Here is a 24,932-nt window from a genome sequence, read left to right as displayed (position 1 = left end):
TACGCCACCCACCCGAACCACTCTCGACCGACCAGCGCTGACAGCTCTGCACGTTTACCCGTACTCAGCTCTGCACTCCAAGTAGTACGCCGACACGTGGTCCGGTCATCCAGCATCGGATAGGACAGCACTTGCAGCACCGGGTGCACCTCGTCACGTTCCTTGGCCAGCAGAGCCAGTGCCGCGGCCAGTCCACCGCCGGCGCTGTCTCCACCGATCGCGATGCGTTCGGAATCGATTGCCGGCTGCCGGGCCAGCCAGCCAAGCGCGGCGTAGCAGTCCTCGAGTGGAGTCGGAAAGGGATGCTCGGGTGCCAGCCGATACTCCACCGCCACCGCGACGACGCCCAGCTGTTCGGACACCTCGCGGCACATCCGATCCGCCATGGCCGCAGTGCCAATGATGAGACCACCGCGGTGGATCCACAGCAACGCGGGACTGAGCGGTCGTGGCGACTTCGGCCGGAAGACGCGAACCGAGACCTCCTCGTTGACCCACTCGATGCTGCCTCCGGGGGGAGGTCGACGGGCGCTGCAGGCGCCCAACTGCCGGATCAGCCCGAGGCTGCGCGGACCGACGGTCGAGCGGGGCAGGAAACGCGCGAACCGCAGGTCGGGGTGGAAGATGGATCTTGACATGGTGGTACCACACTCGTTTCGGGGTGCGTCGGCCAGCGGGCCGATGCCAGGAGGCCTCAGCCTAAAGCGGGAGTTCAACTCCCGGTTTGAGCTTACCCCGGAAAGTCGGAGTGGTGCTACCATTTTGAGGGTGGGAGGTACATCACCCGTGCGGGCACCGCGCAAGGACCAGTTGCGAAACCGGCAGAAGCTCCTCGCCGCGGCGCAGGCGGCATTCATGGAGCACGGTCCCGACATCAACCTGGAAGAGGTCGCCCGCCGGGCCGGGATGGCGACCAGCAGCCTCTATCGGCATTTCCCCACGAAGGATGACCTGATCGAGGGTGTTCTCGACGACATGATCCGCGATGTGCAGCACAACGCCGACCAGGCGACGCAGATCGACGACCCCCACGAGGCGTTCCGGCTCGTCTTCACACAAAGCTGTGCGATGCAGGAAGACGAGGTGGCCACCTTCGCGAAACTGGCGGGCGTGAGCCGCCGCACCGGCGAGTACGCCCACCGCCTGATCACCAACGTCGTCGGCCCCGCGACCGATCGCCTACGGGCGGCGGGTGGGCTGCGCGAGGACATCACCGTTGATGACATCGCCACATTCGTCCGCATGGCCGACGTGACCGAAACCGTCGAGCAACGCCGGAAGGCGCTCGACGTCATCCTGGCCGGACTATCGGCCACATCAACTCGGTAGGAGCGGCCTCCGCCCTTCAGCTACCGAATACGTCGCCTCAACCGCTTGGCCAAACGCCAGGAGAGCGGTCTGGATCGGCCGGCGCGGCCGAACCGGGCCTGCAGACTCCGCACCTGCGCCCGTCCGCACCCTCGTGACGCACGTAACCCCCACGAGGGATTCTCCCGGACCAGGCGCAGAATGAGGTCTTGCCCATGAGCCACCCGCTAGGAGACCTGTGCCGTGTAGTCGAATCTGGTCAGGACGGCGTCGGTGCCGAGGGCTTCGACTCCGACGACGCGGCCGGTGAAGCCGCCGGCGACTTCGGTGGACAGGTAACGGCCGTCGACGTCGGCGATGGCGTGAAAGGAGCCGTCGTTGAGGAAGCCCAGTTCGAGCCGGTCGGGTCCGTAGCGGCGGGTGAAGTCCTCTTCGGTGGGGACGACGCGTATGGTGAGCGGCCGGTCGGTTCCGATGCCGGTAACGGTCGCGAGGGTCTGATCGAGCGGACCGATGACCATCCGTACCGACAGGACGTCGCCGCGTCGTTCGATGGCCGCCCAGTGTGCGTCGTCCAGGCGGACGACCAGAGCGGCGTCTCCTTCGGGAAGGGTGGCTGAGGCCTGCCACCCGGCGTCGCGGGCCCGTACCGCGAGCAGGCGCTGGGCCTCGCGAGATGTGGGGCAACGGCCGGCGAGCAGGGTGATGCCGCCACCGGGACGGCCGCGGACGAACGTGCGGGGGTCGGTGCCGGGCGAGATCCACCTGGGGTGCAGGCCGGCGGCGGGGAACTCCTCGACGAACGAGGTGTCCGTCATCGGCACGGTGAAGGCGTCCTCCACCACCACCGGCCAGTCGTCGTCCCATTCGATGCCGGTCAGGAACGTCTCGCGGCCGTTGACATGCCAGTGCGGGTGCGTGCCGTGGGGGCGGACGCCGAGGTGGACCATGGCCCACCGGCCGTCGGCCAGTTCGATCAGGTCGGCGTGGCCGGTGTTCTGGACGGGGTGGTCAGTGCCGCTGTGGGACAGGATCGGGTTGGCGGGGTGGCCTTCGAACGGTCCGGTGATGGAGCGGGAGCGGGCGATGGAGACGCTGTGGCCGGGCCCGGTCCCGCCTTCGGCGATGAGCAGGTACCACCAGCCGTTGCGGGTGAAGACGTGCGGGCCCTCGGGGTGGGCGAGGCCTGTTCCGTTCCACAGTTTCCGCGGCGGCGACAGCAGGCGCCCGCTGACCGGGTCGATCGTCGCCTGGGTGATTCCCAGCATGGACCACGTGAGCTGGCAGGTGCCGTCGTCGTCCCAGGCGAGGTCGGGGTCGATGCCGATCGCGCCCTCGGTGTGGACGGGCTCGCTCCAGTCGCCGGCCGGGTCCTCGGCCCGCACGATGAGGTGTCCCTTGCGGATGTCGTTGAAGTTGGAGGTGACCAGCCAGAAGACACCGTCATGGTGACGCAGGGTCGGGGCGTAGATGCCCGAGCCGGCCCCGGCGAGCCCGGGGGCCACGTTCAGCTGCGTGGGGCGGTCCAGGACGTTGCCGATCTGCTCCCACTCCGTCAGGTTCCGGCTGTGGAAGATCGGCACCCCGGGGAAGTACTCGAAGCTGGAGGTGGCGAGGTAGTAGTCCCCGCCGACCCGGCAGATCGCCGGATCGGGGTAGAAGCCGGGAATGATGGGATTGACGGTCACGCCGTCTCTTCCTGGTCGGCGCCGGCCTCGATGGTGACCGTCGCGCTGCATCTGATGTCCTCGCTGCTGAACCCGGCCAGCACCGTGACCTCACCCGCCTCGATGCCGCGACGGCCGTCGGGCAGCGTGTAGTGGAGCCGCTCGATCGGAGCCTCGAGCACGATCGCGCTCGCCTCACCGTCGGCCAGGCCGATGCGCTGGAACTGGATCAACTGCCGCACAGGGCGGACAACGGACGCGCTCTCGTCGCGCGCGTAGAGTTGCACGACCGTTTCGCCGTCCGCCGGGCCGGTGTTGGACACCATGACGCGGACGCGCACGCTCCCGTCGATCAGCTCGACGGCGGGCCCGTTTCGCTCGTCGAGTTCGATCTCGAAAGAGCTGTAGGACAACCCATGGCCGAACGGGTAGAGGGGCCCTTGGCTCTCAAGGTCTCCATAACCGTGGCGGGTCCCGGTCGGATGGCCGTACCCACTGCCATGGTGGTGCCCGTGATAGATCGGGAGTTGCCCGAGATGACGGGGGAACGTGCTCGGCAGCCTGCCGCTCGGATTGACCGCTCCGAAGATCGCCGAGGCGATGGCCGTACCGGCTTCCTCGCCCAGGAGCGGCGCCAGGAGGACGGCGTTGGAGGCCCGCGCCACCGGCTCCAGCAGCAGTGGCCGGCCTGAGACGACCACGGTCACGAGCGCTCTGCCGGTGGCGGCAAGCAGGGCGAGCAGAGTTTCCTGATCTCCTGGGAGTGACGGCGAGGCAGTCGACTGGCCCTCCCCCGCGGTGTTGGTGCCCACCCATCCGGTACGTTCACCAACGACCGCGATGACCAAGTCGGCGCCTTCGACGGCCTGCCGTACCTCCGAGGCGTCGAGAACGTGGCCGGGATCCATCCTGAACGAGCCCAGTGGCACGAAGTCGACCTCCGCGTCGATCCGTCGCAGGGCATCGAGCACGGTGAGGGCGGCGGGGTGGACCTTGCGGGCTTCGGCTTCGAAGATCGCTTCCAGACCGGGCATCCGGGTCTGGAAGATGTCGGTGAACACGAAGGTCTCCGGGTCCACGCCGGGGATTTCGCCCCCCTGTACGGCGAGCATGCCCATGGGCATCTCGCGAGCGGCCACCGAGGTGTAGGCGCCGAAATGGATGCGTAGCTCGTCCGCACCGGGACCGACGACGACGATGCGGCGCTCACCCGGAGTCAGCGGCAGGGTGCCATCGTTGCCGAGCAGGACGAGGCCGTGTTCCGCGATCGAGCGCCGAATGCCGGCGGCTTCCTCGATGCCGGGTCGCACCGGCCGCTCGGACGCCCGGGTGAACGCGGGGATCAGGCCGGTCCGGGCTTTGACCGTGAGGACTCTGGTGACGGCGGTGTCGATGACGCTCTCGTCGAGGCGACCGCTCTCGACCTCGGCCACAAGGGCCGCGAAGTTGATGTCGCCGGGCAGTTCGACGTCCAGGCCCGCGGTGAGCGCCTGCCGGGCGGCTTCCCCCTCGGTGGTCGCGGTCCGGTAGGCCAGGCGCAGCAGGTTCACCGCGTCGTAGTCGCTGACGACCATGCCGTCGAAGCCGAGCCTGCCGCGCAGGAGTTCGGTCAGCAGCCAAGGGTTGGAGACGGAGGGAATGCCGTCGATCTCGTTGTAGGAGTTCATCACCACCGAGAGTCCGGCCTCCGTGATGGACCGGCGAAACGGTTCGGCGTATTCGTCCACCAGGGCGCGCCGTCCCAGCTGGGTGGCCGCCGTGTTGAGGCCGCCTTCAGAGGCGCCGTAGCCCAGGAAGTGCTTGCCCGTCGCGAGCACGCCGTTCTCCTGGTCCGCGCCCTGAACGCCGCGGACGAACGCCACGGCCATCTGCGCGGCCAACTCGGGATCCTCGCCGTAGGTCTCGTGCACGCGGCCCCACCGAGGGTCGCGGTTGATGTCCATGACCGGCGAGAACAGCAACTGTACGCCGGCGTGCCGCATGTGCGCCGAGGTCACCGAGGCGGACCGCTCGATCAGACCGGGATCCCACGTCGCCGCCTGTGCCCAAGCGGTGGGGAACTGTGCGCCCGACACATGGAGGAACCCGTTGATGCCCTCATTGTGGACGAGCGCCCCCATGCCGAACGGCGAGGTCTCCCGGACCGCTTCCTGGATTCCCGCGAGCGCCTCACGCAGGCTTTCGGCGTCGTGCCCGAGGAACCACGCCAACGACAGGTGCCCCACACCATGCGGACGCAGGGTCGCGACGAGGCCCGGATCCGGTGTGGGCCCGGTCGAGGCGCCCCCGTCGCTCGGCCGGACGAAGAGCTCCGCCACGCTGAACCCGCTCAACTGTGCGATCTTCTGCTCAAGGGTCAGCTTGGAGACGAGTCCCGAGATGTCTTCGGGGCCCCATGGCAAGGTGGAAATGAGTTACCTCCCGAGATCACGCGCATTACTAAAGCGCGTTAATAGAACTGCAGCCAGCACAGGCACAACAAGCCGGATCGATGTAACGGGTACATAACTATGCCCGATCGCCTGCCGTGCACCGCGGTTCCCGAGGCCGGCTTTCAGCTGGATGAGCGCTGTACGACCTGGGGGTTGATGGAGGGCGGAGCATGGCGGGGTTCCTGGCCCGACAGACTCGTGATGACCTCTTCGGCGCGGTGTCGTGCCACTTCGTGCAGATCCCAGCCGACGGTGGTGAGTGGCGGAATCGCCAGCCGGGCCGGGGGGATGTCGTCGACTCCGATGACGGCCAGGGCGTCAGGGGCGGTGCGGCCGTTGGCGTGCAGTCCCGCGAGTACGGCGAGCGCCGTCTCGTCGTTGAAGGCGCACACGCCCGTCACGCCGCCGTCGATCCACTCCGTCACCGACTTGGCCGCGCCGTCGACCTCGAGGTGGGTGGTCAGCACCATGGGCGGATCGATGCCGGCTTCGGCGCACGCGTCGGCCACGCCATGCAGGCGCTCATCGGCCATCGGCAGCAGGCCTGGATGCCCCGGCAGCGCGTAACCGAGCCGCCGGTGTCCCCGGCCGATCAGATGTTCTGCCTGGAGCCGGCCGACCTGCCTCATCGGCGAAGGGGCATCCGTCTCAGCGGGGAGCACCACATGAGCCCCGGCCCGGTGCAGGGATTGCGTGGTGTCGGGATCGAAGGCGTAGAACCCGATGACCACCGAGGCGTCGACGGTCGCGCACACGTCGGGCAGCGGCCGCCCGTGCGCCGCCCCGACGTGGGTGACCAATGTCAGGCCGTACGCCGCGAGCGCCGTGGCGAGTTCCTCGACGAAGCGGCTGATCCCCGGTCCGATGGGCAGGTCGGGGATGGAGAGCAGGACGACGTCGCTGCGCCCGGCCGCGAGCGTGCGAGCGGAGGCGTGCGGACGATAGTCCAGCCGCTGAGCGGCGTCGAGGACGCGGCGCCTGGTCTCCTCGGGGATCGACAACCCGGGCTTGTCGTTGAGGACGAAGCTCACCGTGGTGCGCGAGACGCCCGCGGCTCGGGCGACATCGGAGCTGGTGATCCGCTTGGCAGGTCGCGTCATGTGTCCTCACGTCGCAGGTATCCGGCCTTCTTGGCCTTGGTTCATCGTAGTGCCCGCTGGTAACGCGCGTTGAGCAGGTGAGCCATGCGCGGTCCAGGACGCCGGGCACCGTTGCGGATCTGTTACAGGAACATGTCTTGCCGCTCTCGGGACATCTCCTGTTAACGTTAACCCGCGTTGGTAACGCGAGTTAATAGGCGCTATCTCATCCTGTCGTAGGGCGCCGCGCATGAGAAGGAGCACCTCTGTGGCTTTTCCCGAGGGTTTCCTCTGGGGGACGGCGACCGCCGCCCATCAGGTCGAAGGCAACAACGTCGCCAGCGATTTCTGGGTGATGGAGCACGCGGTGAACGGCCTGTTCGCCGAGCCCAGCGGAGACGCCTGCGACCACTACCGCCTCTACCGCCAGGACCTCGCCCTGCTCAAGGAGCTCGGCTTGACCAGCTACCGCTTCTCCATCGAGTGGGCTCGGGTCGAGCCCGAGGACGGGGTCTTCTCCCGGGCCGCGATCGCGCACTACCGGGACGTGCTGGAAGCGTGCCACGAGTTCGGGATCACTCCGATGGTGACACTGCACCACTTCACCAGCCCGGCCTGGCTGATGAGGCTGGGCGGCTGGGAGTACGAGGGCACGCCGGAGCGGTTCGCGGCCTACTGCCGGACGGTGATGAGCGAGCTCGGCCCGCTGATCCCGTACGTGTGCACCATCAACGAGGCCAACATCGCCACCCTGACCCGCCGGATGATCGAGGACATGACCGGCGCCAAGCCCGAGCAGGCGCCGGTCGGCGTGCGCGAGCCGGTGACCGGCGGGCGCGCCCAGTGGCGCGAGGCCGGCGCCGCCGCGCTCGGCACCACCCCGGACAAGCTGAACCTGTTCCTGCTCACCTTCAGCGACGCGGCCCTGGCCGTGGTCAAGCGCGCCCACGTCGAGGCCCGCCGAGCGATCAAGGAGGTCAGCCCGTCGGCCCAGGTCGGCCTCACCCTCGCGCTGCAGGACATGCAGGCGGAGCCGGGCGGGGAGAAGGCCGCCGGCGAGCGGTGGGCCGAGATGTTCGACGAGTACCTGCCGGCTCTGGCGGGCGACGACTTTCTCGGCGTGCAGAACTACAGCCGGGTGCTGCTCGACGCCCAGGGTGCGGCGTTCCATCCGGAGGGCGCCGAGCTCACCCAGATGGGGTACGAGTTCTACCCCCAGGCGCTGGAGAACGTGCTCCGGCGCGCGACCTCGGCCGGCCTGCCGATGCTGGTCACCGAGAACGGCATCGCCACCGACGACGACACCCGCCGCGCCGACTTCATCCGCCTGGCCCTGGAAGGCGTCGAGCGTTGCCTGGCCGACGGCCTCGACGTACGCGGCTACTACTACTGGTCGGCCCTGGACAACTTCGAGTGGATGCTCGGTTACCAGCCCACCTTCGGCATCGTCGCCGTCGACCGCGACACGTTCGAGCGTCATCCCAAACCCAGCGCGGCCTGGCTGGGCGAGGTCGCGCGCCGGGGAGGGCTGTGACGTGACCATCGACGCCGCCGTGAACCGCCTGCCCATGCACGCGCTGCGCCGCGCGCCCGAGATCGGGTTGGACGGGGAGTGGGACTTCCAGCTCTTGCCCGCACCCCAGGCCGAGCTCGGCGCCGCCCACTGGTGGGAACTGCCGCCGAGCGAGGCGACCGTGATCCATCTCGACATCGTCCACCGCGGCGTCGGCACCGGAATGCTCGGCCCCGACACGCGCCCGCCCTACCGGCCGTCCGGCAGCGAGTACGCGTGGCAGTGGCGCCTCACGCTCGAGGAATCGCTCTGACGCAAGCGCGCCGACCCCATCGCAAAGGACTCTCCGTGCCCGAAAAGATCGACATCCCGGCCGCCCTCGCAGCCCTGACCCGGCAAGAGAAGGCCGCGCTGCTGTCCGGGCGAAACGCCTGGGAAACGGCGGGTATCGAACGCCTGAAGATCCCGTCGATCACGTTGACCGACGGCCCACACGGCCTGCGCAAACTGGCTCCGGAGGCCGAGCAGTTCAGCTTCGGCGCGAGCGTGCCGGCCACCTGCTTTCCCACCGCCGCCGCGCTGGGATCGTCCTGGGACGTCGACCTGCTCACCCGCGTGGGAGAGGCGCTCGGGGCCGAGAGCCGAGCCGCCGACGTCGCCGTCCTGCTGGGACCCGGCGTGAACATCAAGCGGTCACCGCTGTGCGGGCGCAACTTCGAGTACCTCTCCGAAGACCCCGTCATCAGCGGCCGTCTCGGGGCGGCGCTGGTGCACGGCGTTCAGAGCCAGGGAGTGGGCGCCTCGGTCAAGCACTTCGCCGCCAACAACCAGGAGACCGACCGCATGCGCGTCAGCGCCGAGGCGGACGAGCGCACGCTGCGCGAGATCTATCTGGCCGCCTTCGAGCATGTCGTCACCACCGCCAAGCCGTGGACGGTGATGGCCGCCTACAACAAGGTCAACGGCGTGTACGCCAGTCAGCACGGCTGGCTGCTGACCGACGTGCTGCGCCAGGAGTGGGGGTTCGACGGGCTGGTGGTGTCGGACTGGGGCGCGGTCTCCGATCCGGTGGCCGCCGTCGCCGCCGGCCTGGATCTGGAGATGCCGACCACGAACGGCGCCAGCGCACGGCAGCTCGTCACCGCGGTTGAGACCGCGCGCATCGAAGAGGCGGTGCTCGACCAGGCTGTCACCCGACTGCTGACGCTGCTCAACCGTACGGCGGAGGCGGGCGAGCCGGTCGTCGACGTCGAGCGCCACCACGTGCTGGCCAGGCTGGCCGCCGCCGAATCGGCCGTCCTGCTCAAGAACGACGACGCGATCCTGCCCCTTGACCCCGCCGCTCGCCCGCGCGTGGCCGTGATCGGCGAGTTCGCCCGCACACCGCGGTTCCAGGGAGCGGGCAGTTCGCAGGTCAACCCCACCCGGGTGGACAACGTCCTCGACGAGCTGCCGCACGCGTCGTTCGCGCCAGGCTTCCTGCTCTCCGGAGAGGAGGACTCGACGCTGCTCGCCGAAGCGACAGCGGCGGCGGCCGCCGCCGACGTGGCCGTGGTGTTCCTGGGCCTGCCGGAAGGTGAGGAGTCCGAAGGCTTCGACCGCGAGCACCTCGATCTGCCCGCCGTCCAGCTCCGGCTGCTGGCGGCCGTCGCCGAGGCCAACCCGGACGTGGTGGTCGTGCTGGCCAACGGCGGCGTCGTCGAGATGGCCTCCTGGCAGCACCACGCCAAGGCGATCCTCGAAGGCTGGCTGACCGGCCAGGCCGGCGGCGGCGCGGTCGCCGATCTGCTGACCGGCCGGGTCAACCCCTCCGGCCGACTGGCCGAGACGATACCCCTGCGCCTGGCCGACACCCCCGCCCACCTCAACTTCCCGGGAGCCGACGGCTCCGTGCTCTACGGCGAGCGGCTGTACGTCGGCTACCGCTACTACGACGCCAAGGACATGGAGGTCGCCCACCCCTTCGGGCACGGCCTGTCCTACACCACCTTCGCCTACTCCGACCTGCACACCGAGGTGGACGAGGGCGCCGTGCGGGTGCGACTCACCGTGACCAACACCGGCCCGGTCACCGGCAAGGAGGTCGTGCAGATCTACGTCGGCGACCTCGAATCCTCCCTCGACCGCCCCGTCCGCGAGCTCAAGGCGTTCACCAAGATCGAGCTCGTACCCGGCCAGTCCGCTCCCATCACCTTCGACCTGAGCCCACGCGACCTGTCCTATTACAGCCCCGCACACGGCCGCTGGGTGCTGGAGGCCGGCGCCTTCGAGATCGCCGTCGGCGCATCCTCTCGCGACCTGCGCCTGCGGACCACCGTGACGGTGGACGCCCCCGCACTCCTCAAGCCCCTCACCCCGCACTCACCCATCGGCGAGTGGCTGGCCCACCCGACCGGCGGCCCGCTGCTCCTCAAAGTGTTGAGCGCGGGACCGGGATCCTCGGTCACCCACGACCCCGAGATCTTCCGCATGATCGAATCGCTGCCCTTGACGAGGCTGATCGCCATGAGCGGCGCCCGCCTCGACGTCACCGACCTGCTCAACCAGGTCACCTGACGAAGCCCGCGGGAGCCGGCTGACGCACGCGCAAGCCCTTGATCGGCATCCCACCCAGCCACCCGTAGCAAGGTCATCCAGCCCGACACGACGCCGAGCCTTCCCGCCCAAGCGCTTCTCCAGATTGCGCGAACCCCCGCGAGGTCCTCATGGCATCCATCCCTGCCGACCAGCCACCGCTCACCACCACCGATCAGAGAACGACTGATTCCGCCGACCTGCCGAAGGTGAACGCCACCTTCATGTGGTTGATCGTCCTCGCCACGTTCGGCTCGTACATGGCGCTCGTGACACCCATCGCGATCTCGTTGGCCATCAAGGTCTCGCAGATCGCTCCCGGCCATGAGGAGTACCTCGGCTACATCACCGGCGCCGGAGCCACCGCCTCACTGCTGGCGACGCCGGTGACCGGGATGCTCAGCGACCGCACGCGCAGCCGACTCGGCCGTCGCCGACCGTACCTGATCGGTCTGACCGTCCTCGGGGTCGGCGCCCTCTTCGTGCTGGCTGAGGCACCCAACGTCTTCATGCTCGGCCTTGGCTGGGTGCTGGCCAGCATCGGCTGGGGCTCGGTCATGGGCATGCTGAACGCCGCGCAAGCCGATCGCCTTCCGGAGTCGCAGCGCGGCAGGGTCGCCGGTCTGACCGGGATGGTCCAGCAGCTCGCGCCCGTCACCGGCGCCATGGTCGCGGGCACGCTGGCGAGGGACAGCCTTCTGCTCTTCCTCGTGCCAGGCGCGGTGGGCGCGGTGGCGCTGGCCCTGTTCATCTGGCTGGTGCCCGAGCCGGACAGCCGGGAGCTGCCCAGGTCGGACGAGCGCTTCTCCGCCCGGATGCTGGTCCGCCCGTATCTGTTCAACCCGCGTCAGGTCCCTGACTTCGCGTGGAACTGGGTCGGCAGGCTCCTGTTCATGGCCGGGATCACGTTCTACTCGACCTTCACCGCATTCTTCCTGGCCGCTCGGCTGGGCATGAGCGTGGAGCAGGCGGCCGGCCTGGTCGGGGTCTTCGCGATCGGTGGCATCGCCGCCGCGATGATCGGCGCGGTCGGCGGTGGCTTCCTGTCCGACAAGCTGCGCCGCCGCCGAATCTTCGTGTTGCTCGGCGGTGCCGCGGTCGCGGCCGGCGCCGCCACCATGGCGCTGTCGTCGGGCTTGCCGCTGCTCATCGGTGGCGCGCTGTTGGGCAATCTGGGCATCGGCTTGTTCTCCTCCGTCGACGGAGCGCTCTCATTGGACGTGCTACCCGACCGGGAGACCGACGCCGGCCGCTACACCGGCATCAACGGCCTGTCCGGCTCCCTCGCCCAAGGGCTCGCACCCTTCGTCGCGCCGGTCTTCCTGGCCATCGGCTCCGATGGGGGCGAGAAGAACTACCCCCTGATCTACCTGGTCGCCGGCGCCTTCACCCTGGCCGGCGGCTTGGTGGTCCTCCTGCGCGTCAAGTCCGTCCGCTGAACCCTTCCAAACCCCCATCGTTCCGCTTCGAACTCGGCAAGGAGCACGCGTGATCCGCACGTCCTTCAACGACGACTGGCAGGTACGGCCGAAGGTCAACCCCTTCGCCGAACTGTCCGGCCAGACGGTGCCGTTCCAGGAGGTGAGGCTCCCGCACGACGCGATGATCACCGGCGACCGGGTCGATTCCATCACCGGCGGCCCCTCGGCGTATTTCTCCGGCGGCGTGTACGAGTACCGCAAGACCTTCTTCGTTCCCGAAGAGCACCGGGGCAAGCGGATCGTCATCGAGTTCGAGGGCGTCTACCGTGACGCGGTCGTGCACGTCAACGGTGACTACGCCGGTCAGCGCCCGTACGGGTATTCGACCTTCTTCATCGACGCCGATCGCTTCCTGCGGTTCGGGCAGGACAACGAGATCCGTGTCGAGGCCCGCGGTCATGAGGACTCCCGCTGGTACACCGGCGCGGGCATCTACCGCGACACCTGGCTGCTCGTCGGCGAGGTGGTCCGGATCGCGCCGGACGGCGTCCGTGTCACCACCCCCGACATCGACGCGGAGCGGGCGGTGGTCGAGGTCGCGACGACGGTGGTGAACGACTCGATCGCCATCCGCACGGTGGATCTGGTCACCGAGCTCCGCGACGCGTCCGGCGCCGTCGTCGCCTCCGGCACCTCGGCGGTCACGGCGCTGCCCGGTGAACCGGCGACCGCTCGCCAGCGCCTCTACGTACGCGGCCCGGCGTTGTGGAGCGTGAACTCGCCCGCCTTGTACACCTGCGACGTTGCGCTCAAGGACCTCGACGCCGAGTGCGTCACGTTCGGCATCCGTGCATTGCGGCTCGACCCCGAGCACGGGCTGCGCCTCAACGGTGAGAGCGTCAAGCTGCGCGGCGCCTGCGTCCACCACGACAACGGCCCGCTGGGTGCGGCGACGTTCGCCCGCGCAGAAGAGCGCCGCGTGCGGATCCTCAAAGAGGCCGGGTTCAACGCGATCCGCATGTCGCACCACCCGATGAGCAGGGCCATGCTGGACGCCTGCGACCGGCTCGGCATGCTCGTCGTGGACGAGGCGTTCGACGTGTGGACCTCGGCCAAGAGCCCGTTCGACTACAGCCTGAACTTCCCCGAATGGTGGGAACGCGACATCGAGGCCATGGTCGCCAAGGACTACAACCACCCCAGCGTCATCATGTACTCCATCGGCAACGAGATCCCCGAGACCGGCACACCCTCCGGCGCCGCGCAGGGACGCAAGCTCGCCGAAAAGGTCCGCTCCCTGGACGGCACCCGCTACGTCACCAACGCGATCAACAACATGCTCGCCGTCATGTCCGACCTGGCCACCCTGCGAGAGCAGGCGACGGGCGTCAACACGCTGATGGCCGACGCCGGCGACATGATGAACGCGATCAGCGCCTCCGAGCTGGTCACCCAGCGCACAGCCGAGTCCTACAGCGTGCTCGACGTCGCCGGGATGAACTACTCCGACAGCCGCTACGCGCTCGACCGCGAGAAGTTCCCAGACCGGATCATCCTGGGCACCGAGACCTTCCCCACCCGCATCGACCGCCTCTGGGCCCTGGTCCAGCGGCACAGCACGGTGATCGGCGACTTCACCTGGACCGGCTGGGACTACCTGGGCGAGGTCGGCATCGGCCGCCCGCAGTACGGCGAGCGGCCCGTCCACGTCGCGCCGTACCCGTACCTGCTGGCGGGCTGCGGCGACATCGACATCACCGGCCACCGGCGGCCCGCCTCCTTCTACCGCGAGATAGTTTTCGGCCTGCGCTCCCAGCCGTACATCGCGGTCCAGCGGCCCGAGCACCACGGCAAGACCTTCACCGGCACCCCGTGGGCGTGGAGCGACACCGTTTCGAGCTGGACCTGGCCCGGCCATGAAGGTGCGCCCATCACGATCGAGGTCTACGGCGACGCCGACGAGATCGAACTCCTCCTCAACGGCCGCTCCCTCGGGCGGCAGCCGGTGGACCGCTTCCGCACCGCGTTCGACACCGGCTACGAGCCGGGTGAACTGCTCGCGATCGCCTACCGCGACGGCGGCGAGACAGGCCGCCACCTGCTACGGTCCGCGGCGGGCCCGGTGCTGCTGCATGCCCAGGCCGATCGGCCGGTCATCACGGCGACCGGCGGCGACCTCGCCTACGTCGCCCTCACCTTGACCGACGCGGACGGAACCCTCCGCACCTGTGCCGACCGCCCGATAACGCTGGAGGTCGCGGGCGACGGCGTCCTGCTCGGTTTCGGCAGCGCCGACCCGGATACCGAGGAACGCTTCGACGCCACCGAGCGCCGCACCTACGACGGCCGCGCCCTCGCCATCCTGCGCCCGACCGGCACCGGCAAGATCCGTCTGCTCGCCTCCGCCCCGGAATGCGACACCGTTGAGATCATGATCGAGGTGGAAGAGCGTGATTGATCGCGAGTCCGTCATCCGCCAAGGCCGCGAAGCTACTTGATGCGGCCGTGCAGGAGTTCGGCCAGTGTCGCGTGAGTCCGCTCGAGCGGCCGGTCCGGATACAGGGCGCGGCGTTCGATGGCGACCGTCAGGACCATGCCGAACACGGCCGTCGCCGCCGTCTCCACGTCCAGGTCGGCCCGGACCTCGCCGTTCGCGGCGGCCCTGCGCAGGACGTTCGTGTAGACGCCGAGCGCGCTCTGGCGCAGCCGTGCCACCGCCTCCTGCCACGCCGTACGCCACATCTCGGCCAGCAGCACCCGGGCGAAGGCCCCGTGCTCCTCGAAGAATCTGAGCTGGCCGAGCACCACCGAGTCGAGCGCGTCCAGCGCGCTCTCCCCGGTGTCGGCGTCGGCCAGCGCCTCGGCGAGCAAGTTGATCGAGTGCTCCAGCAGCGCCTCGAACAGCCCCTCCTTGCTGCCGAAGTTGTAGAACACGGTGCCCTTGGCCACCCCGGCCCGCTCGGCGATGGCGTCGACCGTGGTGGCCGCGTACCCATGCTCGGCGATCAGCTCCACCGCCGCCCTGAACACCTTCTGCCGGGTGTCCGGCCTGCTCCCGCGTCTGGCGGTGCGCTCGCTTCGTTCGCTCACAGCGCCAGCTGCGGGTGCAGGCGCTTGACGGACCAGATGCGGCCGCGCTCCACGGCGAGCGTGGTGAGCGCGAGCCCGAGGACGAGGAAGAGCGACAGCACGCCGCAAGCCTGCCACACCACGGTGGGATCGCCACCGCTGATCAGCCTGCGCAGCGCCGACACCACCCAGCTCATCGGCAGCCACGGCGAGATCGTCTGGAAGAATCCGGGCGAGGTCTCGATGGGATAAGTCCCGGCCGCCGAGGTGAGCTGCAGCATCAGCAGCGCCAGCGCCACGATCCGTCCGGGCGGGCCGAGCAGCGCGTTCACCGCCTGCACGACCGCCATGAACGCGGCGGTCGCGAGCAGCAGCAGCCCGATGAGCCCGGCCCAGTGCGCGGCCTCCAGCCCGAGCCCGAACCGCAGCACCGCCACGAGCACGCCTACCTGGGCCGCCCCGAGCGCCGCGCCCGGCAGCCAGCCCGCCAGCGTGATCCGCACCGCGCCCGTCGTGCCCGCCAGCCGCCGCTGGTTCAGCGGCTTCAGCACCATGTACGCGATCATCGCACCGACCCAGAGCGCCAGCGGCAGGAAGAACGGCGCGAAGCCGGTGCCGTAGTTGGGCACCTTGTTGTCGATGGTCTTGGCCAGCCGGACCGGGTCGCTCATCACGTCCGCGCGGGCGTCGCGCTGATTCTTGTCGTAGTCGGGTATCCGGGTGGCGCCGTCGCCGAGCCCGCCTGACAGCTCCTTCGATCCCTCGGCGAGTTTGGTCGCGCCCTTGTCCGCCTGGCCCGCGCCGTCGTGGAGCCGGTCCACGCCGGTGTGCAGCTCGCTCGCGCCGTCGCTCAGCCTGACCAGCCCGCCGCCCAGCCGGCCGACGCCGTTCGTGACCTGCCGGGAACCGTCGGCCAGCTTGGTCGCGCCCTGATAGAGCCGGTTCGCGCCAGTCGCGGCCGTGCCCAGACTCGTGTTCACCTTCGCGGCACCGTCGGCCAGCTTGCCCAGGCCCGCGTCCAGCGCATTGAGCTGGTTTCTGGCCTGGTCCAGCCCAGAGCCGAGTTGGGGCGCCACAGCCGCGATCTCGCGAGCCTGCTTCGCCAGCTCCCGCGCCTGGTTCCGCAGGTCCGCGACGCCGTCGGTCCCGCTTCCCGCACCGCTTCCCGCACCGCTTCCCGCACCGCTGCCGGCGCTGGTCCGGGCAGCGTTCTGGGCTTGGTCCGCCTGGGTGGCGGCCCGGCGCGCGGCGGCTGCCGCGTTCCGCAGCAGGTCGCGCACCTGTGGGTCGGCGTCCGTGCCGAGGCGGTCGATCGCGGCCTGCGCCTGCGAGCTCGCCTGCCTGGCGTTGTCGGCCGCGCTTCCGGCCTGGGCGTTCGCCACGCGAGCGCGGTCCGCCACCGCGTCCGCCTGCCTCGCGCCGGTTGACGACCCTCCGCTGCCGGCGACCTTGTCAGCGGCGTCGGCGACCGCCTCGGCGGCCTGGGAGATCTGGGGGCCCCATGCGTCCAGCACGGGGACGTAGGTGTCGGCGAGCTGGTTGACCGTACGAGTCTGAGCGTGAACCTGCTGGTAAGCCTCCCTCGCGCCGGAACTGAGCGGAGCAGTTCCTTCCGTATGGAGCTTGGTCAGGCCGTCGCGCAGTTGCCCGATCGCCTGCTGTGCCTGCGTGAGGCCCTGCGTGACCTGGGCCGAGCCGTCACGCAGCCTGCCCGTGGCGGTGCCGGCGGTGTTCAGACCGGCGGAGAGCCGCCGGGCGCCGTCCTCGGCCGTGCCCAGGCCGCTGCCGAGCCGGGAGACGCCGTCACCGAGTCGCACGGCGCCGTCGTGCAGCTTGTCCGCGCCCTCGGCGACCTCCGTCGTCTTGTCGTGGATGTCGCCGATCGAGACGAAGACGTTGTCGAAGTAGCCGTGGATCGCGGTGCGCTCGGCTGCCGCCCGTACCTCATTGAACACCGCGTCCGAGATGCTGCCCATGATGTAGCTGCGGCCCGTGTCCACGCGCAGCCCGAGCCGCGCCGGGCTCGGGACGGCATCGTCGTCGCCGGGTGAGGCCAGCTTGGCGCTGAAATCGGCGGGCACCGTCAGCGACAGGTAGAACGTGCCGTCCGCGACCCCGTCCGCCGCCTGCCTCGCGGTGGTCTCGTGCCAGCCGAACACGTCGCGCTTCCGCAGCTCGCCGGCCAGGTCGCGGCCCGCGTTCAGGGTCTTGCCCGCAGCTTGGGCAGGTTGGTCCTCGACGACCAAGGCGACCGGCACGCGGTCCAGATTGCCCTGCGGGTCCCAGAACGACCACAGATACAGGCCCGCGTACAGGAGCGGCAGCACCACCACTGTCGCCAGCGCCGCCCTCGTCAGCCGCGACCGCAACATGCCCTTCATGACAGCTCCACCAGCTGGTCGAAGCGGGCGGGCGGCACCACGCACGAGGCCACCACCGCGTGGTCCAGCTCGCGCAGCAGGTTCCACAGCGCCTGCTGCCGGGCGACGGGCAGACCCGCGTCCACGTTGTCTGCGACGATCACCTTGGGTTCGTCCAGCAGCGCCAGCGCGACACCCAGCCGCACGTGTTGCTCCCGATCCAGCTCCCGAACCAGCACTCGCTCCTGGCCCGCCAGCCCGACCCGCTCAAGAATCTCCTGGTACGGCCGACGCCGCCGCTCCCGCAGGTGCTCCCCGACCGTCAGCGACCGATCCAGATCCGTCACCCCGTCGATCAGCGCCAACGAGACGGCGTTGCGGATGGCGCTGCGCCTGGCGTGGCCTGCGACCTTCAGGGCGCCTTTCGTGGGCTTCATCCGCCCGGCCAGCGTCAGCAGCAGGCTCGTCCGCCCACTTCCCGCCGAACCCGCGACCACCGTGAGCGTGCCGGCCCCAGCCCTCAACGAGACCGCCGGGTACACCCCTTCGATCGCCAGCCCTTCCGCAATGATCATCGCAACTCCATCACTTATACTGACCAGTCAGTACAAATATAGGGCCAGTTCGCATGACCGCACTCAAGGAGATGTGGTGGCATTCGTCACCTTTCGGGATGCTCGGAGTGCACCCGTTGAGGTCTCACACCTGACCCGGCACCGCTGCCCGGCTCTGGTTGCGCCACCCGCTCACTGACGAGAGCCGCCGCTCCGGCCCAGACTCGTCGGCTGCCTGCGCCGACTCAACGACCAACCGATCAGCCGGTACTGGCTCCCGGGGCGCCGGACCGAAGCGGTGGGAGCGCAGGATGCGCCGCACGGTCGCCTCGCTGACCTGGACGCCAAGCCGTACCTGCGTTGGGCATCGAGGCCGCGTGGACCTGCTCCGCATTGATGCCCAGGTCAACTACCCTGCACCAGTTCTGGCACCGGACACGCTTTTACAAGCCGGGCAACGCATTCGCCCTCTGGTGAACATTCTACGTTCACCATCTGTTTAACGTAGGACGTTGGACGTAGGATGTCCGTTCATAATCTTCTCCTGCCAGGAAGGACGAGGACATGCGCGATGGTCATCCTCCGGAGGGCCGTACCGGGCGCCGCTCCCGGCTCCGCCGGGTGGGCGCCGTAGTGGTGCTTGCGGGCTTACTCGTCAGCGCGTTCGGCGCGCCGGCGAGCGCGGCGCCGATGGCAACCTCCGAGGCCGGTGCGACCGCCGACGCCGCACCGTTCGTGGACGAGCAGGTGCTCTACAAACAGGGCGACTTCGGATACGGCTGCTTCCGGATCCCCGCTGTGGTGCGGGCCACGAACGGCATGGTCCTGGCGTTCGCCGAGGGACGGGTGAAGGACTGCGGCGACGACGAGGACATCGACCTGGTGCTGCGCCGTTCCGCCGACGGCGGGCGGACCTGGGGACCACTGCAGGTGCTTTCGGAGGGCAACGGCACGACCCACGGCAACCCGGTGCCGATCGTCGACGAACGTACCGGGCGGGTGGTGCTGGTGAGCACCCACAACGGCGGGGAGCCGTGCCCGAACGGCTGTGACCGCGACCCCTGGGTGCAGTTCAGTGACGACCACGGGGCGACCTGGTCGGCTGCCAGGGAGATGACCGAGGGCAAGCGTCCGGAGTGGAACTTCTGGTACGCCACCGGCCCGATGCACGGCATCCAGCTCAAGCTCGGCCCGCACGCCGGCCGGCTGGTCGTCGGGGCGAGTTTCGAAAGCTGGGACCGGGTCGGCAAGCACGTCTACGGCACGCACCTGCTCTACAGCGACGACAGCGGCGTGACCTGGAACATCGGCGCCGAGACGTCCCGCGACGACGGCACGGTCATCGCCCAGGAGGTCACCGTCATCGAGCTGACCGACGGGCGGATCTACGCCTCGGCCCGCGAGCGCGGCACCGACGAGGGCAGCCGGGCCTACGCGACCAGCAGCGACAGCGGCCAGACGTGGGACGCCCCGTTCCGCACCACACCGGCGCTGGCGACGACCGACATCCAGGCGTCGCTGCTGCGGTTCAGCGACGGGCGCATCCTCTTCTCCTCGCCGATGCACCCGGGCGCCCGGGAAGCGATGGGGATCCGGTCGTCCTACGACGAGGGGCGCCACTTCGAGACCTGGAACGAGGGCAAGGTCTTCTCCTGGGGGCCGTCGGCGTACTCGGACATGGTGCGTCTGGACGGCGACGAAGCGGCCCTGATGTACGAGGCCGGCACCATCACGCCGTACGAGCAGATCCGGTTCGCGCGGTTCAACGAGGCGTACCTGGAGACGCCGAACGGCACCCCGCCCGGCATCCCCGGTCCCCCGGCGCCCGGCCCGACGACGCCGGACAAGTCGCCGTACCACAACCAGGCGTATGTCCGCGGTGACGCGCAGACCACCGACGGGCGCTTCGGCGACGGGCTGGCCCTGGACCGGGTGGACGACCGGGTGGAGGTGGCGTTCAACGACTCCATCGACCTCGGCGCGAAGGACTTCACCCTGACCTCCTGGATCCGGTACTCGGAGCAGACCGGCTCGCACACGATCCTCTGGTTCCACCGGGTGAACCGGGGCACCAACCCGCCGGCGCTGTGGCTGCGGGCCGAGCCGGCCAGCAACCGCATCCGGGCGGTCCTCTCCGTCGACCGGTTCAACGTGACCGTGCAGTCGCCGAGCGCGTACAACGACGGGCAGTGGCACTTCGTGGTGCTCCAGCGGGTACGTGGCGAGCTCCGGCTCCTGGTGGACGGCGTGCAGGTCTCGTCGGCGGCGGCGCCGGCCGGTTCGGTGACCCTCGGCAAGGAGTTCGGGCTCGAGGGAATCCACATCGGACAGCGGTTGGACGGCGTGGACCGCTTCCGCGGGACGCTGGACGAGGTACGCGTCTACCGGCGCGCCGTCACCGACGCCGAGCTGGACCTGATCCGACAGTGGAACCTCCCGATCGGCGGCCGGCTCGGGCTGCGGCTGCCGTTCGACCACGTCAGCTAAGGCGGCACGAGCCGCTCGGCGATGGCGCTCTCGGCCCCGGGGGCGTCATCGCCGTATCTGCTGCCTGCCACGGATCACCGGGCAGCGAAGGACGTCCTACGTCCTCTCCGAGGTGAGCCACGAACTGGCGCCGGCTGAGGGCCACCACCGCTCACCTTGATTCCGACGGCTACGGGAACCTCGCAGCGGATCACCGGATACAGAGCCTGCGTCTTGGTATGCGGCGGGTTGTACAGCACGAGCGGCACCGGGGTCGGCGGCAGCCGATCGATTCGTCGTCCCGGACGGGCAGCAGGACCGTACCCCAGGTGCCGCCAAGCGCCCCCGGCGTCCATGTCTTCACGACGCCCGCCGCCCGATGGGTAGACATAGAACATCCTATGTCCCAGACTGCGAGCGAACTGGCCATGACCGTCCGATGGGCAATCTGTGTCGTCGGCGTAAACTTTCTTGCCCCGGCTGGCCTTCCGGGACGAAGAGGTGGGATGTTTGGCGTAAAGTCTTCGACGAGCTTGGAGGTGGCATGCCTACACGTGACGGCGCGTCGCTTCAGGAGCGCATCGTCGCCCTGATTCACGAGCGCGGACTGGCCCCCGGGTCACCGATGCCGACCGAAGTGCAATTGATGGAGCTGCTCGGAACGAGCCGCAACAGCGTCCGCGAGGCCGTGCGGGCCCTTCAGGCGTTGGGCATCGTCGAGATCCGGCACGGTCATGGGACGTTCGTCGCGCACGCGTCGCTCGACGCGCTGACCCCGTCGTTCGCCTTCCGGGTGCGTTCGGGGCCGGGCGGGATCCGCGCGCTGCAGGATCTGGTCGAGGTCCGCGAGCTGCTCGAAACCGGGCTGATCGGCCAGGTGGCTCAGAGCACCAGCGCCCCCCGGCTCGCCGCGTTGGAGGCCCTGGCCAATGGCATGGACCGGGACCGGGAAGCCGATCGGGCGTTCCACGCGCTGCTGTACGACTCGTGCGGCAACGAACTGGTGCTGCAGCTGATCGGCCTGTTCTGGGACGTCTACCACGAGGTTGAGCCGACGCTCGGCCCGCCGGAGGAGCGGACCGCTGAGATCGCCGTCAACCACCGCCGGATCGTGGCGGCGCTTCGCGCTCGGGACCCTGAGGCCGCCAGGGAGGCGATGCTGCTGCACTTCCGCGACGTCAAGGCGCGCGTCGCGCGGGCGGAGGCCCGGCCGGAACCCGCGCCGACCTGACCTCGGTCACACCAGACCGACGGCAGCGAGGCGCAGGGGACACTTGAAAGTTCAGGGTGTTCTGTGTGCCGCTCCAGGGATTCGAACCCTGAACCTCCGCCTCCTGAAGGCGGCGCCTCTGCCAGTTGGGCCAGAGCGGCTTGTTAGCCCCGGGCTCGGCTGGCGTGGGCCGGGCTCGGGGCTGGGGCTGTATCCGGCCGGGGGGCGCCATTCCCGTCGGCCAGACCGAGGCCCGCGGCCCCTTGTTCCATGGGCCGTCGTCCGTGAGATGAAAAAAGCCGCCTCGGCAGGTTTCCGGGCGGCGTCGTCTCTTTACGAGGGATCACCCGGAATCCGGTCCGAGGAACTCAGGAAGCAGTTCGAGGGACTTCGCGTAGGTCACTGCACTGCCTTCCTGTCGTGGTGGACGTGCCCCACGTTAGCCGGATGATCGCGGCGAATGCCACGTATTTTCCGCGGGGGACGTCGAGGGTACGAGGGCGGCTTCGACATATTGGTTACCGGCATCGTCGCGACCGTATGGAGGCCACCGGTGAAGTACCTCATTCTCATCTACAGCAACCCGACCAGCAGGGCGGTTTGGGAGACGCTGAACGACGAGCAGCGCATGGAGTTCGGGCGCGGCCATCTGTCCTTCACCGAAGAGCTGGCCGCCTCTGGCGAGCTGATCGTGTCGGAGGGGTTGGCCGACCAGTCGACGGCCAAGCGGGTCGCGGTACGTGAGGGCAGGACGATGACCAGCGATGGGCCGTTCGCCGAGGTCAAGGAGCATCTGGCCGGGTTCTACCTGATCGAGTGCGACAGCATGGAGCGGGCTGTGGAGCTGGCCGCGAAGGTGCCCGACGCGGCCTTCAACGAGGTCGAGGTGCGGCCGATCTTCGACATGAAGGGGCTGGAGCTGTAAGGGGAACGACCGGCGTGGGCGGCGGCGGGCTGGGATGATGCCGAAGGTGACCAAGGAATCTCCGGTGGCGCGGCGCCGGGTGCTGCTCGGCTCGCTGGCCGGGGCCGCGGTGGTGGCCGTGCTGGCGGTCGCCGCGCTGAATCAGGGCGAAACCCCCGAGCAAGCCGCCGCGACCGCCGCGGAGACTGCCGCGGCGGGCACGACGGCCGCCGCGAGCCCGCGTGCTTCCGCCAACGTGACCGACCCCACTCCGGCGGCTCCAACCGGCTCCACCGACCCCACCCCCGCTAACGCGACCGGCTCGGCCGACCCCACTCCGGCGACCTCGACGGGCTCCCCCACGACCGGCCCGGCCGGCTCGCCCACGCCGACGAGTTCGGTGAAGGTCTGGGAGGGGCCGCCACCGCCGCCCATCGACGCGAACCTGTCGAAGGGCTCGGCGCGGGCGCCGGTCACGATCGTCGAGTTCGGCGACTTCAAGTGTCCCAACTGCCGCCGCTTCGCCCAGCGGATAGAGCCCGTGCTGAAGAGCCGCTACCTCGACACCGGCATCGTGCGGATGTTCTGGCGCGACTACCCGATCAGGGGCCGCGACTCCGTACGGGCCGCCGTTGCCGCCCGCGCCGCGTCCCGGCAGGGCCGGTTCTGGGAGTTCCACGACGCCCTCTACGCGGGCGAGCAGGCGCGCCTCACCGACGCGAACCTGCGCTCCGTGGCCGCCCGGATGGGGCTCGACCTGGGCAGGTTCGATGCCGACCGGCGCGACGAGTCCGTACGGCGGGTCGTGGACGGCGACCTGGAGTTCGCGCTCGAACTCGGCCTGTCCGGCACCCCCGCGTTCCTGATCAACGGTGAGCTGCTGTTCGGCGCCCAGCCGGTGGCCGCGTTCGAGAAGGCCATAGAGAAGGCCCGCCACGCCGTATGAGCGGCATCGGCTATGCCGCCGCGTTCCTGGGTGGCCTGTTCTCGCTGGTCAGCCCGTGCGGGGCGCTGCTGATCCCGGCGTTCTTCGCCTACGCGTTCCCGGGCCGCCGCCGACTGGTCGGCCGGACGCTGGTGTTCTATGTGGGGCTGTGCGCGGTGCTGGTGCCGCTGGGGATGGGGTCGGCGCAGGTCAGCCGCCTGTTCTACGGCGAGCAGGAGCTGCTGGTCACGGTCGCGGGCTGGGCGCTGATCGGGCTGGGTGTGCTGCAGGTGGCCGGTCAGGGCTGGACGATCGGGCCGCTGGAGCGGCTGAAGGGGCACGTTCGAGGGGATTCGGCGGGGGCCGTACTGGTTCTGGGGGCGGTGTCGGGGCTGGCAGGGTTCTGCGCGGGGCCGGTGCTCGGCGCGGTGCTCACGGTCGCGGCGGCCTCCGGTGACGGCCTGCGCGGGGCGGTGCTGCTGGCCGTCTACGCGGCGGGCATGGCGGCCCCGCTGCTGCTGCTCGCGGGCCTGTGGCAGCGCTACGACCTGGGCGGGCGGCGCTGGCTGCGCGGTCGCGGGTTACGGCTGGGGCGGCTGCGGCTGCACACCACCTCGCTGCTGTCCGGGCTGGTCTTCGGCGGGCTCGGGGTGCTGTTCCTGCTCTCCGACGGCACCCGCGGGCTGGCCCTGCCGATCCCCGACTCCTGGGAAGCCCGGCTGGAGGAGCTCGCGGCGTCCGCCCAGGACGTACTGCCCGATCTACTCGTCGTCGGGCTCGCCGCGGTGACGGTGGCCGCCGTCACCGCGTGGCGCCTCAAACGCCCCTGACCAGCGGCTGCCGTCACACGCGCCGGCGGGCGCGGAAGCCTGCCGCCTTGGCGCGGTTGCCGCACTCGTGCATGTCGCACCAGCGCCGCGATGACCCGCGCGAGGCGTCCACGTACAGGCGGGTGCACACCTCTCCCCCGCATTCCTTGATCTGTACGGCCCGCGGCCCGCCGAGCAGTTGGACCGCCTCCCTGGCCACCGTCGAGAGGGCGGCGTCGAGATCCCCGTCACGCTCGACCCGCCCGGCGTCGTTCAACCGCACGGACGCGGGCGGCCCGGCGGCGATCCGGTTGACCAACCGGCGATCCTCCTCCGACGGCAAGACCCCGCCCGACAGCACCCCGGCGGCCAGCCGGTAGATGGCCTCCCGCACCGCCTTCCCCGCCGCGAGCTCGGCGTCGCCGACCGCGGGCGGCACGTCGAGGATGCCTGCCTCGACCGTCCACCGCGCCAGCTCCGCCGGATCGCGCAGCAGGTCAGGCCGGTCCGACCGGCGGTGCTGTACGGTGCCCGCCAGGTCGAGGCCCAGATTGCCACTGATGAAGGTGAAACTCGTCACACTCCCATAGTAACCACGTTGACAGGTTATGCGAAGCACGGAACAGTGAAATAACCACTTT

The 24,932-nt window shown here is 69.6% G+C and carries 19 protein-coding genes and 1 tRNA gene; 11 read left to right on the top strand and 9 right to left on the bottom strand.

Annotation, left to right across the window (positions count from 1 at the left end; translation table 11 throughout):
• A partial coding sequence (locus AB0F17_RS40610; protein WP_358034351.1) for an alpha/beta hydrolase fold domain-containing protein occupies positions 1–638 on the bottom strand: 638 nt, incomplete at its 3' end.
• 130 nt (positions 639–768) lie between these two features.
• On the opposite strand from AB0F17_RS40610, the gene AB0F17_RS40605 reads away from it, so the two are divergent.
• Positions 769–1,329: a TetR/AcrR family transcriptional regulator gene (locus tag AB0F17_RS40605; RefSeq protein ID WP_358034348.1), complete on the top strand. Its 561-nt coding sequence runs from the start codon at positions 769–771 to the stop codon at positions 1,327–1,329.
• Positions 1,330–1,535: 206 nt separating this feature from the next.
• On the opposite strand, the gene AB0F17_RS40600 is transcribed toward AB0F17_RS40605, so the two are convergent.
• The 3 genes from AB0F17_RS40600 to AB0F17_RS40590 all read right to left on the bottom strand — a co-directional run bounded on the left by AB0F17_RS40600 (position 1,536) and on the right by AB0F17_RS40590 (position 6,507).
• Positions 1,536–2,996, bottom strand: a complete 1,461-nt coding sequence (locus AB0F17_RS40600; protein ID WP_358034346.1) for a family 43 glycosylhydrolase — start codon at positions 2,994–2,996, stop codon at positions 1,536–1,538.
• Positions 2,993–5,377, bottom strand: a complete 2,385-nt coding sequence (locus tag AB0F17_RS40595; RefSeq protein ID WP_358034342.1) for a glycoside hydrolase family 3 N-terminal domain-containing protein — start codon at positions 5,375–5,377, stop codon at positions 2,993–2,995. Before AB0F17_RS40595 ends, AB0F17_RS40600 begins: the two co-directional genes overlap by 4 nt.
• A gap of 152 nt (positions 5,378–5,529) precedes the next feature.
• Complete coding sequence (locus AB0F17_RS40590) at positions 5,530–6,507, bottom strand: LacI family DNA-binding transcriptional regulator (protein ID WP_358034339.1); 978 nt, start codon at positions 6,505–6,507, stop codon at positions 5,530–5,532.
• A 247-nt stretch (positions 6,508–6,754) separates the two neighbouring features.
• On the opposite strand from AB0F17_RS40590, the gene AB0F17_RS40585 reads away from it, so the two are divergent.
• From AB0F17_RS40585 to AB0F17_RS40565, 5 genes are all read left to right on the top strand, one after another.
• A complete protein-coding gene (locus AB0F17_RS40585) occupies positions 6,755–8,020 on the top strand; it encodes a family 1 glycosylhydrolase (RefSeq protein ID WP_358034337.1) in 1,266 nt (421 codons plus the stop codon).
• A gap of 1 nt (position 8,021) precedes the next feature.
• Positions 8,022–8,312, top strand: coding sequence for a hypothetical protein (locus AB0F17_RS40580; protein WP_358034335.1), 291 nt, complete (start codon positions 8,022–8,024; stop codon positions 8,310–8,312).
• Positions 8,313–8,347: 35 nt separating this feature from the next.
• The gene (locus tag AB0F17_RS40575) at positions 8,348–10,555 is read left to right on the top strand and encodes a glycoside hydrolase family 3 C-terminal domain-containing protein (protein ID WP_358034332.1); all 2,208 of its coding nucleotides are present in this window, start codon (positions 8,348–8,350) and stop codon (positions 10,553–10,555) included.
• Between the two features lie 149 nt (positions 10,556–10,704).
• Positions 10,705–12,012, top strand: a complete 1,308-nt coding sequence (locus AB0F17_RS40570; protein ID WP_358034330.1) for an MFS transporter — start codon at positions 10,705–10,707, stop codon at positions 12,010–12,012.
• Between the two features lie 49 nt (positions 12,013–12,061).
• Positions 12,062–14,452 carry a glycoside hydrolase family 2 TIM barrel-domain containing protein gene (locus AB0F17_RS40565; RefSeq protein WP_358034327.1) on the top strand — a complete coding sequence of 797 codons (2,391 nt, stop codon included), beginning with the start codon at positions 12,062–12,064 and terminating at the stop codon, positions 14,450–14,452.
• 32 nt (positions 14,453–14,484) lie between these two features.
• Here the strand turns inward: AB0F17_RS40565 and AB0F17_RS40560 are convergent, their stop codons facing one another.
• The 3 genes from AB0F17_RS40560 to AB0F17_RS40550 are packed head-to-tail and all read right to left on the bottom strand — an operon-like array spanning position 14,485 to position 17,998.
• Positions 14,485–15,084: a helix-turn-helix domain-containing protein gene (locus AB0F17_RS40560; protein ID WP_358034324.1), complete on the bottom strand. Its 600-nt coding sequence runs from the start codon at positions 15,082–15,084 to the stop codon at positions 14,485–14,487.
• Positions 15,081–17,444, bottom strand: coding sequence for a YhgE/Pip domain-containing protein (locus AB0F17_RS40555; protein WP_358034322.1), 2,364 nt, complete (start codon positions 17,442–17,444; stop codon positions 15,081–15,083). Before AB0F17_RS40555 ends, AB0F17_RS40560 begins: the two co-directional genes overlap by 4 nt.
• A complete protein-coding gene (locus AB0F17_RS40550) occupies positions 17,441–17,998 on the bottom strand; it encodes an ATP-binding cassette domain-containing protein (protein ID WP_358034320.1) in 558 nt (185 codons plus the stop codon). Before AB0F17_RS40550 ends, AB0F17_RS40555 begins: the two co-directional genes overlap by 4 nt.
• A 543-nt stretch (positions 17,999–18,541) precedes the next feature.
• Here AB0F17_RS40550 and AB0F17_RS40545 point away from each other — a divergent pair.
• Both AB0F17_RS40545 and AB0F17_RS40540 read left to right on the top strand, forming a co-directional pair.
• Positions 18,542–20,464 carry a sialidase family protein gene (locus AB0F17_RS40545; protein ID WP_358034317.1) on the top strand — a complete coding sequence of 641 codons (1,923 nt, stop codon included), beginning with the start codon at positions 18,542–18,544 and terminating at the stop codon, positions 20,462–20,464.
• Between the two features lie 523 nt (positions 20,465–20,987).
• Positions 20,988–21,674, top strand: coding sequence for a FadR/GntR family transcriptional regulator (locus AB0F17_RS40540; RefSeq protein WP_358034315.1), 687 nt, complete (start codon positions 20,988–20,990; stop codon positions 21,672–21,674).
• A 66-nt stretch (positions 21,675–21,740) separates the two neighbouring features.
• Here AB0F17_RS40540 and AB0F17_RS40535 read toward each other — a convergent pair.
• Positions 21,741–21,814, bottom strand: a tRNA-Leu gene (locus AB0F17_RS40535).
• Between the two features lie 392 nt (positions 21,815–22,206).
• Here AB0F17_RS40535 and AB0F17_RS40530 point away from each other — a divergent pair.
• Genes AB0F17_RS40530 through AB0F17_RS40520 form a run of 3 tightly spaced genes read left to right on the top strand, consistent with a single transcriptional unit; the run spans position 22,207 to position 24,312 of the window.
• The gene (locus AB0F17_RS40530) at positions 22,207–22,578 is read left to right on the top strand and encodes a YciI family protein (RefSeq protein ID WP_358034313.1); all 372 of its coding nucleotides are present in this window, start codon (positions 22,207–22,209) and stop codon (positions 22,576–22,578) included.
• Between the two features lie 46 nt (positions 22,579–22,624).
• Positions 22,625–23,503 carry a thioredoxin domain-containing protein gene (locus AB0F17_RS40525; protein ID WP_358034310.1) on the top strand — a complete coding sequence of 293 codons (879 nt, stop codon included), beginning with the start codon at positions 22,625–22,627 and terminating at the stop codon, positions 23,501–23,503.
• Entirely contained in the window at positions 23,500–24,312 is an 813-nt protein-coding gene (locus AB0F17_RS40520; protein WP_358034308.1) for a cytochrome c biogenesis protein CcdA, read from the top strand. Before AB0F17_RS40525 ends, AB0F17_RS40520 begins: the two co-directional genes overlap by 4 nt.
• Before the next feature lie 13 nt (positions 24,313–24,325).
• Here the strand turns inward: AB0F17_RS40520 and AB0F17_RS40515 are convergent, their stop codons facing one another.
• A complete protein-coding gene (locus tag AB0F17_RS40515; protein WP_358034306.1) occupies positions 24,326–24,871 on the bottom strand; it encodes an ABATE domain-containing protein in 546 nt (181 codons plus the stop codon).
• Between the last annotated feature and the right edge of the window lie 61 nt (positions 24,872–24,932).

Source organism: Nonomuraea sp. NPDC026600, from assembly GCF_040638335.1.
Lineage (GTDB): Bacteria > Actinomycetota > Actinomycetes > Streptosporangiales > Streptosporangiaceae > Nonomuraea.
This window is presented reverse-complemented; position numbering and strand designations above follow the sequence as displayed.